General features: G+C 63.0%; 15 protein-coding genes. 5 read left to right on the top strand and 10 right to left on the bottom strand.

Going from position 1 to position 14,887, the window contains the following annotated elements:
* The first annotated feature begins 253 nt into the window (after positions 1-253).
* Positions 254-1,000: an aquaporin Z gene (gene aqpZ, locus HELO_RS02285; protein ID WP_013331189.1), complete on the top strand. Its 747-nt coding sequence runs from the start codon at positions 254-256 to the stop codon at positions 998-1,000.
* Positions 1,001-1,021: 21 nt separating this feature from the next.
* Here the strand turns inward: aqpZ and HELO_RS02280 are convergent, their stop codons facing one another.
* Complete coding sequence (locus HELO_RS02280) at positions 1,022-1,654, bottom strand: NAD(P)H-dependent oxidoreductase (protein WP_013331188.1); 633 nt, start codon at positions 1,652-1,654, stop codon at positions 1,022-1,024.
* A gap of 2 nt (positions 1,655-1,656) precedes the next feature.
* Positions 1,657-2,610, bottom strand: a complete 954-nt coding sequence (locus HELO_RS02275) for an EamA family transporter (RefSeq protein WP_013331187.1) — start codon at positions 2,608-2,610, stop codon at positions 1,657-1,659.
* Positions 2,611-2,753: 143 nt separating this feature from the next.
* Between HELO_RS02275 and HELO_RS02270 the strand changes: the two genes are divergently transcribed.
* Positions 2,754-3,182 (top strand): MarR family winged helix-turn-helix transcriptional regulator, encoded by a 429-nt coding sequence (locus HELO_RS02270; RefSeq protein ID WP_232519611.1) that lies wholly within the window; start codon positions 2,754-2,756, stop codon positions 3,180-3,182.
* 54 nt (positions 3,183-3,236) lie between these two features.
* Here HELO_RS02270 and HELO_RS02265 read toward each other — a convergent pair whose 3' ends face one another.
* The 3 genes from HELO_RS02265 to HELO_RS02255 all read right to left on the bottom strand — a co-directional run bounded on the left by HELO_RS02265 (position 3,237) and on the right by HELO_RS02255 (position 5,531).
* Positions 3,237-3,674: a hypothetical protein gene (locus tag HELO_RS02265; protein ID WP_013331185.1), complete on the bottom strand. Its 438-nt coding sequence runs from the start codon at positions 3,672-3,674 to the stop codon at positions 3,237-3,239.
* A 138-nt stretch (positions 3,675-3,812) separates the two neighbouring features.
* Entirely contained in the window at positions 3,813-4,781 is a 969-nt protein-coding gene (locus HELO_RS02260) for a magnesium transporter CorA family protein (protein ID WP_013331184.1), read from the bottom strand.
* A 33-nt stretch (positions 4,782-4,814) separates the two neighbouring features.
* A complete protein-coding gene (locus tag HELO_RS02255; protein ID WP_041601856.1) occupies positions 4,815-5,531 on the bottom strand; it encodes a DUF3581 family protein in 717 nt (238 codons plus the stop codon).
* A gap of 245 nt (positions 5,532-5,776) precedes the next feature.
* Here HELO_RS02255 and nhaD point away from each other — a divergent pair, with 245 nt between their 5' ends.
* Positions 5,777-7,267: a sodium:proton antiporter NhaD gene (nhaD, locus tag HELO_RS02250; RefSeq protein ID WP_013331182.1), complete on the top strand. Its 1,491-nt coding sequence runs from the start codon at positions 5,777-5,779 to the stop codon at positions 7,265-7,267.
* A gap of 73 nt (positions 7,268-7,340) precedes the next feature.
* On the opposite strand, the gene HELO_RS02245 is transcribed toward nhaD, so the two are convergent.
* From HELO_RS02245 to HELO_RS02235, 3 genes are read right to left on the bottom strand one after another with little or no spacing between them, the layout of a single operon-like run.
* The gene (locus HELO_RS02245; RefSeq protein ID WP_049786181.1) at positions 7,341-9,149 is read right to left on the bottom strand and encodes a DUF4153 domain-containing protein; all 1,809 of its coding nucleotides are present in this window, start codon (positions 9,147-9,149) and stop codon (positions 7,341-7,343) included.
* Positions 9,150-9,184: 35 nt separating this feature from the next.
* Positions 9,185-10,261, bottom strand: coding sequence for a DUF3541 domain-containing protein (locus HELO_RS02240; protein ID WP_013331180.1), 1,077 nt, complete (start codon positions 10,259-10,261; stop codon positions 9,185-9,187).
* Positions 10,258-10,992, bottom strand: coding sequence for a trimeric intracellular cation channel family protein (locus HELO_RS02235; protein WP_109637590.1), 735 nt, complete (start codon positions 10,990-10,992; stop codon positions 10,258-10,260). The genes HELO_RS02240 and HELO_RS02235 overlap by 4 nt, the downstream gene beginning before the upstream one ends.
* Positions 10,993-11,197: 205 nt before the next feature.
* Between HELO_RS02235 and HELO_RS02230 the strand changes: the two genes are divergently transcribed.
* Together HELO_RS02230 and HELO_RS02225 are read left to right on the top strand one after the other, a co-directional pair.
* Positions 11,198-11,662 (top strand): NfeD family protein, encoded by a 465-nt coding sequence (locus HELO_RS02230; RefSeq protein ID WP_013331178.1) that lies wholly within the window; start codon positions 11,198-11,200, stop codon positions 11,660-11,662.
* Positions 11,663-11,664: 2 nt separating this feature from the next.
* Positions 11,665-12,714, top strand: a complete 1,050-nt coding sequence (locus tag HELO_RS02225) for an SPFH domain-containing protein (RefSeq protein WP_013331177.1) — start codon at positions 11,665-11,667, stop codon at positions 12,712-12,714.
* Positions 12,715-12,735: 21 nt separating this feature from the next.
* Here HELO_RS02225 and zapE read toward each other — a convergent pair whose 3' ends face one another.
* Positions 12,736-13,845: a cell division protein ZapE gene (gene zapE, locus HELO_RS02220; protein ID WP_013331176.1), complete on the bottom strand. Its 1,110-nt coding sequence runs from the start codon at positions 13,843-13,845 to the stop codon at positions 12,736-12,738.
* Positions 13,842-14,768: a DUF808 domain-containing protein gene (locus HELO_RS02215; protein ID WP_041601855.1), complete on the bottom strand. Its 927-nt coding sequence runs from the start codon at positions 14,766-14,768 to the stop codon at positions 13,842-13,844. Before HELO_RS02215 ends, zapE begins: the two co-directional genes overlap by 4 nt.
* Positions 14,769-14,887: the final 119 nt, after the last annotated feature.

Genomic DNA, 14,887 nt, shown 5'->3' with positions numbered 1-14,887 from the left:
GTAGAAGGCCACGCAAGCATCATAGTTGTCAGTGTTGAGGATCACGCCGGTTCGCTGAAGCCGCATTTCTACCTCGCTGCGTAAAGATTGCCGGTCCGCGCGTCCAGCATAGCGTCATCCATCCAGAGAGACACTTTACCTTTGTTGTTTTGGCAACCGGAGTTGGAGGCATTACAACCCTCACAAGCGCGCCACACACAAGGCGAAACATCGCCAACAAGTGGCTGGTGCGATTCCCGGGAGGGGCACGAACATGCACAAGTACATCGCCGAATTCATAGGCACCTTCTGGCTGGTGCTGGGGGGATGCGGCAGCGCCGTGCTCAGCGCCAGCTTTCCCGAACTGGGGATCGGTCTGCTGGGCGTTTCCCTGGCCTTCGGTCTGACGGTACTCACCATGGCCTTCGCCATCGGCCATATCTCGGGCTGCCACCTGAATCCGGCGGTCTCGATCGGGCTGTGGGCAGGCGGTCGTTTCCCGGCACGCGAGCTGCCCTGGTATATCGTCGCCCAGGTCATCGGTGCCCTCATCGGTGCTGGTGTGCTCTACCTCATTGCGACCGGCAAGCCCGGCTTCGAGATCTCCAGCGGTTTCGCCGCCAACGGCTACGGCGAACACTCGCCGGGCGGCTACGACATGATCTCCGCCCTGCTCGTCGAGATCGTGATGACCATGATGTTCCTGTTCGTCATCCTCGGCGCCACCGACGCACGGACACCCCGCGGTTTCGCGCCGCTGGCCATCGGCTTGTCGCTCACCCTCATCCATCTGGTGAGCATTCCGGTGACCAATACCTCGGTCAACCCGGCACGCAGTACCGGCGTGGCCTTGTTCGTCGGCGACTGGGCGGTGGCGCAACTCTGGCTGTTCTGGGTGGCACCGATCCTCGGGAGCCTGCTCGGCGCCATTTTCTACCGCATGATCAGCGGCACATGGCGCGACCGGGAAGAAGCAGAACAACGCCGCCAACAGGAAAGCGAGCCCAGCCATGCAGCCTGATGGCCGGGCGGCCGGCGCTCATCATTCAGCTCGGGTGATCACCCGCTCGCGCGGCCAGCGCACTTTCTTGAGATTGGCGAGCCAGTCGGCGTCCGTGTCTCGATAGCCGAGCGTCACCACCACGGCGCTGCGCAACCCACGGGCCGGCAGGCCCAGGACTTCATCGAGGGCCGCCGGATCGAAGCCCTCCATGGGTGTCGCGTCGACTCGCTCCATGGCGGCCGCCGCCAGCACCATGCCCATCGCCAGATAGGCCTGCCGTGCAGCCCATTGGTGTCGGGCTTCCGCTGTCGCAAGGCGTTCGACCGTACCCGCCACTGTCTGGCGATATCCCTCCAGGGAGGACAACTCGAGTCCACGCTCCTCGGCGATCAGCGCCATCAGTTGGTCGACCTCGGCCTCGCCGATGCACTCCCAGGTGGCGAAGACCAGTAAATGGGAGCCCTCGACGACCTGCGGTTGATGAAACATGGCCGGCTGGCAGCGTTCGCGCAGCTCCGGTGTCTCGACCACCACGACCGAGTACGGTTGCAACCCATAGGACGAGGGAGCCAGATGCGCCGCGTCCAGGATGCGTTCGACCGTGGCCTCGGGTACACGACGGCCATTCATGCGTTTGGTGGCGTATCGCCAGTTCAGGGCAGTATGCAACATGCTCAGGACTCCTTGGCTCGACTAACGGTAGAAGGTGATGAGGCTTGTGCAGCGCGCCAGGCCGCACGCTGGAAAACCAGGGTGCCGGCAATGACCAGACCACCGGCGATGGCCAGGTTGGGCGGTGCCGACTCCCCCAGAAAGAGTACGGCGATGGCCGTGCCCATGACGGCGGCGACGGTACCGATCTGGCTCAGGTATACCGGTCCGGCCAGCCGTTGCAGAATGAAGAAGAACAGATACAGGACGGTGAATATACCTATTTCGACCAACAGCAGCCCTACCGCGGCAGGCGAAGCGAACAGCTCACCAACCCGCCCCGTTTCGGTGCCGAACGCGACCGGCAACAGGCCGAGGGCAGCACCCGCCAGCACCAGGGCCGTGAGGAAGGCAAGCGGCACGCCATCCGGCCAGCGCCATGTCCGATAGATGTTGCCCAGAGCCAGCGTCAGGGGCAGCAGCAGAATCAATAGCGACCAGCCCAGGTGGCCGCCACCGGCGCTGGCCTTGGACAGTGCCAGGACAACGCCGCCGGCAAGCCCCAGCAACACGCCGCCCAGCCGATCCCAGCGCAGCGACTCCATGCGCAGCAACACCGCCAGCAGCCAGGTCACCAGTATCGGAAAGGCGAAGTTCAACGAGACGAACCCTGCCCCCACGTGACGTACTGCCAGAAAGCCGAGCGCATTGGGCAGAGCCAGCAGGATTCCGGACACCAGCGCATACTCGAGGACGCGGCGATCGAGCCGCCAGTGCGCTCTCTTCGGCAACGACAGCAGCAATTGCGCGAGGCTCGCCCCGGCCATGGCCACCATCAGGAAAGAGAGGCGTGGCAGGTCCGCCGCGTCGGCGAACTTGGCCACACTCAGCGACAGAGCCAGCAGGGTGCCGACCAGCAACAGGCAGCCCAGGGCCTTGACGACGTCAGCCTTGTGTCCCGTGGGTACATTCGCCATTCTATACTCCTCTATCTCATCGTCGTGTATCACGACAAAAAGAATCTTAGTATCAAGATAAATGGATAGCAAGGCATATGGACAGAGTCAGTGTCGCGATAGATCAGTGGCGTCGGGAGTGCCCCGATCTCGAGCTACTTCCCATGGAGTTGACCGCCCGCCTGGGGGCCATCAGCCGCCATATCTCCCATGATTATCTGGAACCATTCTTCAGCGAGCGCGGCCTGCAACCGAGGGAGTTCGACGTGCTGGCCACTCTGCGTCGCGCCGGCAAGCCCTACGCCCTGACGCCGACCCAGTTGTTCAAGGTGCTGATGTTTTCCTCGGGGGGCATGACCAACCAGCTCGACCGGCTGGAAAAGGCCGGACTGATCGCGCGCCGTCCCAACCCGGATGATCGCCGCAGCATGCTGGTCACGCTGACGGAAGAAGGACTCGACCTCGTGAACGACACCATCGCGCCACATGTGGACAACGAGGCCCGCGCGCTCTCCCCGCTGAACCAAGAGGAGCAGCGAACGCTGAATGCGCTACTGACCAAGCTGATGGGTGGCCTGGATACCGATGTCTAGCTGCACGATCACCGCCCGGATCGAACCGGACGGTGATGGGCGACGATATCGCGACTACTCGAAAGTGTCGCAGACGGAGGCGAGCGTCGAGGGGTCGTGGGTTTCCACATGCGAGACATCCCCGCCATCCGCTTCGATGGGAACGCTCCACTGGTGATCGTTTTGCATCTCGTCGCAACTACCGACGGAACCTCCACCGAAGTTGGAGTCGATCCAGTAGTGCACTTCGTAGCTCCCGCCCTCCTGAAGGGCCCCGGGAAAGTCGAAGGCAAAGGCGGGGTCCGCATCGGCGGAGACCTCGCCGCTCTCCATGCCCAGAACCTCTCCGGAAGCGGTGTCGATCAGCGCGACCTGTATCGACTGGCCACCGTGCGGCCCTCCGAAGCTGGCATCGCCCTGAAAGGTCAGGTCGTTGCCGTCAGCGGCCAGGGCGGAGGCGGCAACCAGCGGCAATGCGAACAGCGCGCAACGGCCAAGCGATATGATGGACATCCTGCTTACCTCCCGACATTGGTAGGTGAACATCGGCCCCAAGGGCCTCATCCCAGCATAGTGTCCAATCCCGGCCTTTGCCCGTGGGCCAGCCGCTGCTAGAGACAGATGTCTCGCGTGCCTGCATGGAAATAGGCGCTAGAACCAGCGCTTGCGCCTGAACAGGTACAGCATGCTGACCATCAGCGTCAGCATGACGCCGACCACGATGAAATAGCCGTAGCGGAACGACAGTTCGGGCATGTAGGAGAAGTTCATGCCGTAGACCCCTGCCAGGAAGCTCAGGGGCACGAAGATGGCGGTGATCACCGTGAGGATGCGCATGGTGCTGTTGAGCTCGTACGACGACAGGGAAAGATAGCCATCCAACAGGTCGCCGCAGATGTCATAGTACATCTGGGTCAGGCTCAGCAGTCGCTCGAAGCGTTCGTGCACATCGTTGATGGCGTGCAGGGTTTCCTCGTTGGCACGAGGCAGGTGATCGTAGTCGTGACCGATCAGTTGCTGGGTGATGCCGACGTGATAGTTGAAGATGCGGCGCATCTTGACCAGCCGCGAGCGATAGGCGATGACCCGGCGCATCAGGGTATCGCTGCCATCGTTGGTCAGGGCATCCTCGAGGTCGCTGAGCTGTGTCTCGAACGCCAGCAGGCTGTCCAGGTAGAAACCTGCCGAGATGTACATGATCCGCAACGCGACATATTCCGGAGACCACCCGAGCAGGTACTCGCCCTCACGCTCGAACAGCCGATCCACGCTCATCGCCTGCCCCGGATGCAGGCTGATCAAAAAACGCTCGCCCAGCAGGAAGGCCATCTGCTGGGGCACATAGTCGAGTTCATCGTCGAAGGAAGAAATACCGCGATAGAGGATCAGGGTATGGTCGTCGAATTCTTCTATCTTCGGCGGGTGGCGGTCCCGGTGGGCATCGTCGATGGCCATCGGGTGGCAACCGAAGGCCTCGAGCATCTCGCGCTCGCGTACCATGCCCTCGCCCTGCAGATCGATCCAGATACGACTGTCCGGCGACTCGCGCCAGCGTGCGATCAGCTCCTCACCTCCCAGGGTGGCATGGCCATCGGCGTCCAGGAGCAGGGTTCGAATCATCGTCTTCTCCCCGAGTGCCAGGCAGGATACGCCCTATGAGGCGCCAGCCTCATGAGCCGCCTTCAGTCGATAGAACTCGTCGACGATCTCATCCATCGCCGAAGCGTCATAGTCGCAGAGCCCGCTGACCACCAGTTTCTTGGCGCCGTTACCGACTTCCTCGCCGCCGGCGACGATACGGAAGTCCAGCAGCGCATCGCCACGTTTGCCGGCCACGTCGAGGGAGGAGTCGAGCAGTTCCAGTCCCGGCTCGACACCGTCCAGTCGATCGAGCGAGAAGCCCATACTGTCATAGATCACCAGCGGACGGCGGGGATTGAACATCACTCCCCGATCTTCCATCAGCGGCTTCAGGTAATGAGGAAAGTTCTTGCCGGAAAAAGCCACATAGCAACGCGTGAAGGCTTCCACCACCGATTCGTCGTGCGTGACGTCACCATCGCGGCACACTTCGAGATAGCACTTGCCGGCATCATCCTGCACCCGGATCAGCCCATCGTCGCCTTCGGCGAAGCTCAACGGGACGCTGTCGCCGACCATGCTGAGAAACCGAAAGTTCATGTTCTGGGAGAGCCCGAAACGCGCCAGGACCAGCGCGAACAGCAGATCCCCCGGGACGCAGAAACGTCGCGCATCGGAATTGTGGATCGGATTGAAGTCACCGGCCACACGCTTGGCGAAGCGGCTCGCCTGCTCAGCGGTAATATGAATGCGCGAGCCCGTGCGCGAGTGGTAATCATCGAGAAACATGCGTCGAAGTCTGCCTGTGTCATTGGCGTTACGAAACTCTCCCGGCGTTCCGGCCGGAATCGCAGATGATGCCATAAAATTCTCTCCGAGGGACGTACGGGCAGCGACACTCCATGAATCGACCCATGCACATGACGGCACCTCCTACCAAAGGGGCAGGCCAGAAAACCATGTATGAGCGTACAAAATGGTAAAATTTGTCGGTTTTCAAACCCTTTCTTGCCATTTTACGACTCAGGATAACAATGATGCTGCAAAGCTTTCGTCGTCTCGCCCGCGGGCGCCAGCGCCTCCCGGATCGCCTCGCGCTCGCCTCCTGTCCGTTTCTCCTTTTCTTCCTGGTCACTCCCGCCCTCGCCGCCACCCCAGCACTCGACCTGACCACGTCCTTCGTCGGCTTTCTGGCCTTGGCCATCTTCACGCTGGCCTATGCCCTGGTCATGGCCGAAGAGCGGCTGCACATGCGCAAGTCGAAACCGGTTCTGGTCGCCGCCGGCATCATCTGGGGGCTGATCGGCTGGGTCTACGTCCAGGCAGGCATGTCCAGCGAATCCGAGCACGCCTTTCGCGAGACGCTGCTCGAATTCAGCGAGTTGATGCTCTTCCTGCTGGTGGCGATGACCTACATCAATGCCATGGAAGAGCGCAATGTCTTCGATGCACTGCGCTCCTGGATGGTCCGCAAGGGCTTCAGCTACCGCATGCTGTTCTGGCTCACCGGCATCCTGGCCTTCATCATCTCGCCGATCGCCGACAACCTGACCACGGCCCTGCTGATGTGCGCCGTGGTCACCAAGGTCGCCGAGGGCGACAAGCGCTTCATCAACCTGGCCTGCGTCAATATCGTGGTGGCCGCCAACGCCGGTGGCGCCTTCAGCCCCTTCGGCGATATCACCACCCTGATGGTCTGGCAGGCGGGCATCGTCCATTTCCATGAATTCTTCGCGCTGCTGGTCCCGTCGCTGGTCAACTTCCTGATCCCCGCCGTGGTGATGAGCGCCTTCATCAAGAACCGCAAGCCCGCCAGTCTCGAGGACGACATCTGGCTCAAGCGTGGTGCGCGGCGCATCATCGTCCTGTTCTTCCTCACCGTGGCTACGGCCGTGGTGTGCCACACCCTGCTGCACCTGCCGCCGGTACTGGGCATGATGACCGGCCTGGGTTACCTGCAGTTCTTCGGCTATTACCTGCGCCAGAGCCTGCCGCGCTCTCTCGAACGCAAGCGTACCCGCTACACCCAGCGCGGCGACTGGAAGAAGCTCGAGCAACTGGGCAGCGTAGTGCCCTTCGACGTCTTCAACCGCGTGGCGCGTGCCGAGTGGGATACCCTGCTGTTCTTCTACGGCGTGGTGATGTGCGTCGGCGGCCTGGGATTCATCGGGTATCTGGGCCTGTTGTCGGACGTGCTCTACACCCAGTGGCATGCCACCGGGGCCAACATCGCGCTCGGCGTGGTCTCGGCAGTGGTCGACAACATTCCGGTGATGTTCGCCGTGCTGACCATGGAGCCCGACATGTCCCATGGCCACTGGCTGCTGATCACCCTGACCGCCGGGGTCGGCGGCAGCCTGCTGTCGGTGGGCTCCGCCGCCGGCGTGGCACTGATGGGCCAGGCACGCGGCAGCTATACCTTCATGGGCCACCTGCGCTGGACGCCGGTGATCGCCCTGGGCTACATCGCCAGCGTGGTGACTCACCTCTGGCTCAATGGGGCCAGCTTCGCCCTGCATGGCTGACGCCGTTGCCCCTCCAGCCAATGATGAAAGGGCTGCCAGACGGCGGCCCTTTTTTGATCATGCCGATTGAGACTCATCCGCCAGCGTTGCCATCCTCTGATATCGGGCGGTCGATCAGATAATCGAGCTCGGGCTCGATCTGGTAATAACACTCGCCGTCGGTGAAGACCATGAAGGGGCCAGGCAAGCGTTCCAGCTTGCCAAGGTTGCCGGAATGCGAAGCCTCTTCATGCTGGCAACCGAGCAGACTTGCCGAGCCAATTTTCCGCCCTCCAGCCGGCGTCTGCCGATACACCTCGCCACTGCTGTAGGGGCTGTAGTGTGTATAGAAGACTATCCAGTAGTCGGCATCCGGCGAGGTTGCCTGGACGACGGCACAGAGTCCCGAACTGGACAGACAGTAATTCTGCTGTTCGGCCACGACGCGCATCAGCGAGTCAGGTGGAGACGCTGACGCATCGATCCGGAACATGGCGGCCACGGCATCAGGATCACTGGTATCGACCTGGGGCGTCCGGTCGTACCGGCTCTCCCGCGCGAGGGCGGCATCAATGCCCTTGGCTGCCAGCGGGTGTTCCTCGGCGAAAGCCTTATCGGCGCGCAGGCGTTCCAGAACTCGAACACCGTAGGCACCCAATTCGAAACGCAGATATGCATACTCGTACTCATCCGGATCGACCTTGCCACTGGAAAGCCGCGCAGACTGGCTTTCTGCTGACCAGTCACGCAAGTCGGCCAGCGGCGTATTGATCGCTATCAACACCACCGCCATGCCGATGCCGAGCCAACTATTGATGGTGTGGATACCCCGCAAGGCATCGCCACGCTTCCATGGCAACATGACGGCATATGTCAGGGTAAAGGCGGCAATCAGCAGTTGAATGACTCCCGCCCAGAGGCGATCGACCGTGAATCCATACTGGTCGATTCTCAGCCATAGCGCCCAAGCGGCCAGCAGGCTATTGATGGGCAGCAAGAGGATTCCGAGGTACACGAAACAGCGCAGAACCCGAGGATAAGGCGGCGACTCGGCCTGTTCGCTGAACACGGCGTTGAAGAAGAAAAGCAGCACGATAGCCAGCAGCATCATGAGTAGAGCGGCATGACCGGTATCCCAGATCTTCTGCAGGCCGGTGAACGGAAGCGCGGCGAGAAACAGTACGCCAATCAGGCAGGCAAGCGGCAGCAGCGCCTTGATCAGCACCTCGCACATGAACTGGACCATCGCGATCAGGCGTATCCGGCTACGGATCATGACCAGGCCGATGCCCCCGACGAGCCATGTCACCGGATAAACGAAGATCGGCTCGTTGAACACTGTGGCGAAGACATCCACCCCGATAATCCGGAACAGCTCACTCCAGAGCATGAGCAGCAGCCAGAAGACGCCGATGAACAGCCCCAGCAGCGCCAGTATCAAGGCGTTTTGCCAGGAATAAGCGACCAACTGCGGATACGAGACCTTCAGCCTGCCGCCATGGCTCCAGGCACGGAAATACACCGCCAGGATGAACAGGCTGGTGCCAATGCTGGCAACGAAGGGCATGATGAAGTTGCCTCCTCGCAGTGCCAGATCCGCGGCCTGGGCCAGCCAGCCCAGATGCCAGCCCAGCCAGAACAGCAAGGGGGCAAGGACAGCAGCGGCCAGCAGATTGCGGGAGTCCCGAAAACGCTCGAGGCCCATGTAGAAGAAGCCGGGCAAGGCGATGACCAGCGTATAAATCGCCGCCAGCCAGCGTAAATCGGTGGCCGGCCAGAGCTGCCGCCCCTCGGCTCCGAAGCCCAGGGAGAAATGCAGGTAGCACAGCACGCCCCCCTGCAAAAGCGCGATGATGACCAGCGCGTAACGACTGGCGGTATCCAGCGGGTCATGTGTGTCCATTGTCACGGAGGTCGCCTGATCGGATGGGTGAGATCTCATTGGTGTGTCCCCAGTTCGGGGCCGGGATACAGACGCTCGGGCCAGTCCAGCAGCATGATGGCCAGGACGTTGCGGTGCTCGCCGTACGCCGGGTCGAGACTACCGTTCTCGGCCGGCACCATGCGCGCCTCGGGATCATAAGCCGCCAGCAGGGCATCGCGCAGCCGGCGCACCGCGGGGTCCGCCTCGCGCCCCGCGAGCAGGAAGCTGATTCCGACTTCCGTGTAGATATCCGCCTTGGTCTCGACCAGGATGCGATCCAGATGAGTGGCGAAATAGTCCAGTATCCAGTCGAACTCCTCGGCCGAAACGGGACGCTGATAGTAGCCGCTGGCAGCGATCACGAAATGGGTCATCCCGTAGATCTTGTTGCGATAGGAAGCGCGTGACAGCGCTGCGTCCCGCTCGGGCGGATAGTGCGCGCGAAACGCCTCGATCGCCGCCTCGCGCAGATCGGCCACGCCCAACTCGTGGAGGTAGTACACCAGATTGGCCACCTGGGCGGCATAGACCTCCATCACTTGCGGGTCAGTGACGAAAGCCTGGAAATCGACACTCTCCAGGTAGCGCAACGCCCGACGATGGCCCGGCAGGTCGGTCTCGTTGAGCAGGCCATGATAGCTGGCCTGGGTCAGCCGGAAGGCCAGTCCCTTGGCATAGGCGACCTCACGCCAGTCGGCCAGCATGCGCTTGCGGCGCTGCTGCTTGGCGGTACGCTCCGGGTAGTCGGTCACCGCCGCCTCGGCACGCGCCGCAACGACCTCCGGCCGGGCCAGCCCTTCGATCTCCTCGCGCAACTCGGCGATCAGGCGGTCGGCATAGGCGCGATTGGGCGGCAGGTAACGTGGCTCGCCGGTCAGGCGATAGAGACGCTGGGCGTAATGGCGACGATCATCCACCGGCAGATCGGGCAGAATCCGCTCATAATGCTGGCGAATCTCGGCCGCCACCGCCGTATAGCGCGCCTCATCCTGACGCGCATCGAGAGCACAGCCGGCCAGCCCCAGGCACAGCACCAGTCCCCAGAGCCAGGCCACCCTGAGCCTGGCGGTCGCCTTGAGAGTTGCGATCATGGGCGCTCCTTGTGACGACGCGATCGTTCGGGGGGAATCAGCTTGACCCGGAACTTGGAGCGCTTCGGCGGCGCCGGGGGCTGCCCCGCCTGCGACGGGGAAGCGGGACGCTCCACTTCCACCCAGGCGAAGACCGGCAACGCCAGGCGCCAGCGAATCGCCGCCAGACGCAGCCCCAGCGTCGTCACCAGGGCCCCGCAGATGGCGGCAAACAAGGGGAGGTTCAGCGCCTCGAGCGTCACGAAGACCACACCGCCGGCGATCGAGGCCGTGGCGTAGATTTCCTGGCGCAGCACCATCGGCACCCGATGCGCCAGCACGTCGCGCATCATGCCACCCGCCACGCCGGTCAACAGCCCCATCAGCACCGCCACTACTCCCGGTGCCTCCAGTGTCATCGCCTTGTGGGCACCGATCACGGTGAACAGCGCCAGGCCGAAGGCGTCCGCCACCGGCAGGAAGACACGCGACAGGCGGTGAATGTAATGGAAGCCCAGGATGGACAGCCCGACGGTCGCCAGGATGACCCACAGATACGCCGGATCCTCGACCCAGAACACCGGCCGCACGCCGAGCACCAGATCACGCAGGGTCCCACCGCCGATCCCCGTCATGGCGGCCAGCACCAGCATGCCGAAAGGATCCATCCGCGAACGGCAGGCCAGGATCACCCCCGACAGCGCGAAGACGATCACCCCCATCATGTCCAGCCAGTAGATCATCCCCGTCACTTGCATCCTCCGCCGTCTCGATGTCGCCAGCATAGCAGGCTCGATCACCCACGCCTGGCCTTGTAACCACCTTGATGCTTCCTGATCTCGCCCCTTTTTCGCATCATGTGCCGATACTCGGGCACCCGGGCTGAGGCACAATACGAGAGAGATGATCGCTCGCGACGTCAGCCGAGGCGTCCCCCACATCAACCACGGAGCTACCATGGACTGGAACCCTGCCTATACCTGGCTGGTCATCGCCTTGCTGCTGGGCGTGGCCGAACTGGCCTCCGGGGCGCTGCTGCTGCTGGCGCTGGGCGTGGCCGCGGCGCTGACCGCCGCGCTCGCCGCCCTAGGATTCAGCCTGCCATGGCAACTGCTCGGAATGGGCATATCCTCGGGGCTGCTGGTCCCCGTCGCAGTGTGGGTTCTGCGCCCCAGGTTTTCCCCCGCGGGGGTGGCTTACGGCACCACCGGTACCGGCGTGGAACAAGGCCAGACCTATCGCGTCATCGAGCGTGACTTCGACGGTGCCAGCGGCATCAAGATCAACGGCGATTTCTATCGGATTCGTCTCGCCGCGACCGACGAGGCCGACCTTCCGGCGGATACTCTCGTAACCTTCAAGGAATTCGATGGCACCACCGCCATCGTCTCACTCGCCTCCACTACCTCCAAGGAGCAGTAATCATGGATCTCCCCGTCAGCCCCGGCCTGATTCTCAGCCTGATCATCGTTGTCATCGGTATCCTGATCATCGTCAAGGGATTGGTGGTCGTTCGCCAATCGGAAGTCATGGTCATCGAGCGCCTGGGGTCGTTCAATCGACTCCTCGAAAGCGGCATCAACATCATCATTCCCTTCATCGAGCAACCCCGCGCCATCACCATGATCCGCTACCGCAAGATGGGCGACGACTACCATGCCATCACCAGCGACGAGACGCGGATCGATCGTCGCGAGACCGTCATGGACTTCCCCGGCCAACCCGTGGTGACCACCGACAACGTCACGGTGACGATCAACGGGGCCCTCTACTACCAGGTCATCGATCCCAAGCGCGCGGTCTATGAAGTGGAAAACATGAGCCAGGCCGTGGAGGTATTGGCCAAGACCACCCTGCGCTCGGTGGTCGGCAAGATGGAGCTCGACAAGCTGTTCGAGTCACGCTCGGAGGTCAATAACGAGATCCAGGCCGCCATGGAGGAGCCTGCCTCCAAATGGGGAGTGAAGATTTCCCGGGTCGAGGTGCAGGACATCGCCATGCCCGAGGAAGTCGAATCCGCCATGCGTCTGCAGATGGCCGCCGAACGCAAGCGCCGGGCCACCGTGACCGAGGCCGAAGGCGAAAAGTCCGCGGCCATCGCCATGGCTCAGGGGCAGCGGGAGTCGGCGATCCTCAATGCCGAAGGCGACAAGGAATCCGCCATCCTGCGCGCCCAGGGCGAGCAGGAATCGATCAAGCTGGTGCTCAATGCCCTCGGCGACAGCGAGGACAACAAGCAGACGGTGGTGGGTTACCTGCTGGGCCAAAGCTATATCAAGGGGCTTCCCAACATGGCGAAGGAAGGCGAGCGGGTCTTCGTTCCCTACGAGTCCTCCGCCCTGCTCGGTTCCATGGGCATGTTCCGCGAACTCGCCGGTTCACCGGAGGATGCCGTCAGCACTCACCTGCAGTCCCGCGGTAACCGGGAAGGCCTGCGCAGCGGCATGGTCGGCGGCGCCAGTAGCGGCAGCTGATACGTCACTCGCCAAGCCCCGTCACCGCACGGCGAAGCGCGCCAACTGCATTTCCCGCAGACGACTCAGGGTGCGGCGAAAGGGAAAGGCCAGGTGCCCGGCCGGATAGAGCTCTTCCATGGGTACCCTGGCTTCGACATGCAGTGGTACACCACGGTCGTAGCATTCATCGACCAGGGCGATGAAGCGGCGTGCGCCATCGTCGTGTCGGGAGAGCGCCGGCAGCTCGCGGTCGCCGGCCTCGACCCTGGCACCGGCGTCCTCGGTGCCACGCGCGATCCTCGCGGCCACGGGCATTCCGCCAAGGCACGGCACCTCGCCGAGCAGGACGTGACGGAAGCGATCGCACAGGGCGATGAAGTCCAGGGCCGCCAAGGGTCGCTCGCAGAGGGCCGCGTAACGGCACCAGACGACCGACTCGCCGCATGCCTCCACCTCGATCGGCTGATGTCCCAGGATGACAGGCTCGGTCGACGCCGCACGCTCGCCGTTGAGCCGCGCGAAGACGTCCGGCAGCACACTCGCTTCGCCCTCGCCGCGTACCCAGTAGCGTTGCTCCAGCGTCCCCGGATGGCGCCGATGGTCCTGATAGCCGGCCAGGTGCACCACTCGGGTGCTGCGCTCGATGGCCTCGATGGCAGGCAGGAAACGTTCGCGATTGAAGCCGTCGGCATAAAGCCCCGAGGGCGCCTGGTTGGAGGTGGTGACCAGGGTCACGCCCTGCTCGAACAGCTCGCCCAGCAAGCGGCCCAGCAGCATGGCATCGGCGATATCGGTGACGAACAACTCATCGAGGCACAGCACGCGCGCCTCGCTGCTCAACTCGACGGCCAGCTGCTGCAGCGGGTCGGCGGTGCCCGTCAACTGAAACTGACGCCGGTGGACCCAGCGCATGAAGTGATGGAAATGCTGGCGTATCGACGACACCTCCAGGCCGCGCTGAAAGGCATCCATCAGCCAGGTCTTGCCGCGCCCCACCGTGCCCCACAGGTAGACGCCGGGGACGCGGGCGTCTCCACGCTGCAAGGCCTGGTGGGTCCATTCGAGCACTTCGACGGCCTGCCACTGGGCATCGTCCGCAACGAAGCCATCCGCCAGGGCGCATCGATAAGCGACCAGCGGCGATGTCATGCGTCGGCGCCGCGCCACTTCTGGATCAGCGTCACCGCCCCCAGCACCAGGGCGCCGGCCACCAATCCAACCAACAGGTTGAGCAACATCGGACCGAGGCCGTGCACGATGGCATCGAGCCCCGGCATGGCCAGCTCGACCTCGCTCATATCCCGGGCCAGGTGATGCAGGGCGGGAACGCCGTGATTCAGGATACCGCCACCGACCAGGAACATCGCCAGAGTACCGACCACCGATAGCAGTTTCATGAGATAGGGCGCGCCATTGACCAGGCCACGCCCGATGACGGCCAGGCTTCCGCCTCGTTCATCGAGGTAGAAGCCCAGGTCGTCCAGCTTGACGATGCCCGCGACCAGGCCATAGACCCCGACCGTCATCAGCAGGCCGATGCCGATCAGAACGACGATCTGCTGGCCCAGGGCCGCACCGGTGACCGTGCCCAGGGCGATGACGATGATCTCGGCAGAAAGGATGAAGTCGGTACGCACGGCACCCTTGATTCTTTTGCGTTCGAAGGTGCGCATGTCGACCTCGCCCGAGGCCAGCGCCTGGGCCCGCTCGGCATGTTCCGCCTTGTCGTCCTCGCCATGCAGGAACTTGTGCGCCAGCTTCTCGGCGCCCTCGAAGCACAGAAAGGCACCGCCCAGCATCAGCAGCACCGTCACCAGCCAGGGCATGAAGGCGCTGATCAGCAAGGCAGCGGGAATCAGTATCGCCTTGTTGAGCAAGGAGCCCCTGGCGACCGACCAGACCACCGGCAACTCCCGAGAGGCTCGCACGCCGGTGACCTGCTCGGCATTGAGGGCCAGGTCATCCCCCAGCAGGCCTGCGGTCTTCTTGGCCGCCACCTTGGTCATCACCGAAACATCGTCGAGGATGGTGGCGATATCGTCGATCAGTGTCAGCAGACTGGCTCCGGCCACGAGGACCTCCTGTCGCAATGGTGGACGTGTGGCCCCAGCATAACCGCAGACACCGCCCGCGCCGAGCATGAATAGACCCGCATAAACGAAAAAGCCCCGCCGTGTGGCGGGGCAAGGAG

The organism is Halomonas elongata DSM 2581, assembly GCF_000196875.2.
Taxonomy (GTDB): Bacteria; Pseudomonadota; Gammaproteobacteria; order Pseudomonadales; family Halomonadaceae; genus Halomonas; species Halomonas elongata.
Note: the sequence above shows the minus strand (reverse complement) of the source record. Positions and strands in the feature narration are given on the sequence as shown.

Bases quoted from the DNA above. Each gene is read 5' to 3' on its own strand.
- aqpZ (WP_013331189.1), top strand. From the start codon at position 254: ATGCACAAGTACATCGCCGAATTCATAGGCACCTTCTGGCTGGTGCTG.
- HELO_RS02280 (WP_013331188.1), bottom strand. From the start codon at position 1,654: ATGTTGCATACTGCCCTGAACTGGCGATACGCCACCAAACGCATGAAT.
- HELO_RS02275 (WP_013331187.1), bottom strand. From the start codon at position 2,610: ATGGCGAATGTACCCACGGGACACAAGGCTGACGTCGTCAAGGCCCTG.
- HELO_RS02270 (WP_232519611.1), top strand. From the start codon at position 2,754: ATGGAGTTGACCGCCCGCCTGGGGGCCATCAGCCGCCATATCTCCCAT.
- HELO_RS02265 (WP_013331185.1), bottom strand. From the start codon at position 3,674: ATGTCCATCATATCGCTTGGCCGTTGCGCGCTGTTCGCATTGCCGCTG.
- HELO_RS02260 (WP_013331184.1), bottom strand. From the start codon at position 4,781: ATGATTCGAACCCTGCTCCTGGACGCCGATGGCCATGCCACCCTGGGA.
- HELO_RS02255 (WP_041601856.1), bottom strand. From the start codon at position 5,531: ATGTTTCTCGATGATTACCACTCGCGCACGGGCTCGCGCATTCATATT.
- nhaD (WP_013331182.1), top strand. From the start codon at position 5,777: ATGATGCTGCAAAGCTTTCGTCGTCTCGCCCGCGGGCGCCAGCGCCTC.
- HELO_RS02245 (WP_049786181.1), bottom strand. From the start codon at position 9,149: ATGGACACACATGACCCGCTGGATACCGCCAGTCGTTACGCGCTGGTC.
- HELO_RS02240 (WP_013331180.1), bottom strand. From the start codon at position 10,261: ATGATCGCAACTCTCAAGGCGACCGCCAGGCTCAGGGTGGCCTGGCTC.
- HELO_RS02230 (WP_013331178.1), top strand. From the start codon at position 11,198: ATGGACTGGAACCCTGCCTATACCTGGCTGGTCATCGCCTTGCTGCTG.
- HELO_RS02225 (WP_013331177.1), top strand. From the start codon at position 11,665: ATGGATCTCCCCGTCAGCCCCGGCCTGATTCTCAGCCTGATCATCGTT.
- zapE (WP_013331176.1), bottom strand. From the start codon at position 13,845: ATGACATCGCCGCTGGTCGCTTATCGATGCGCCCTGGCGGATGGCTTC.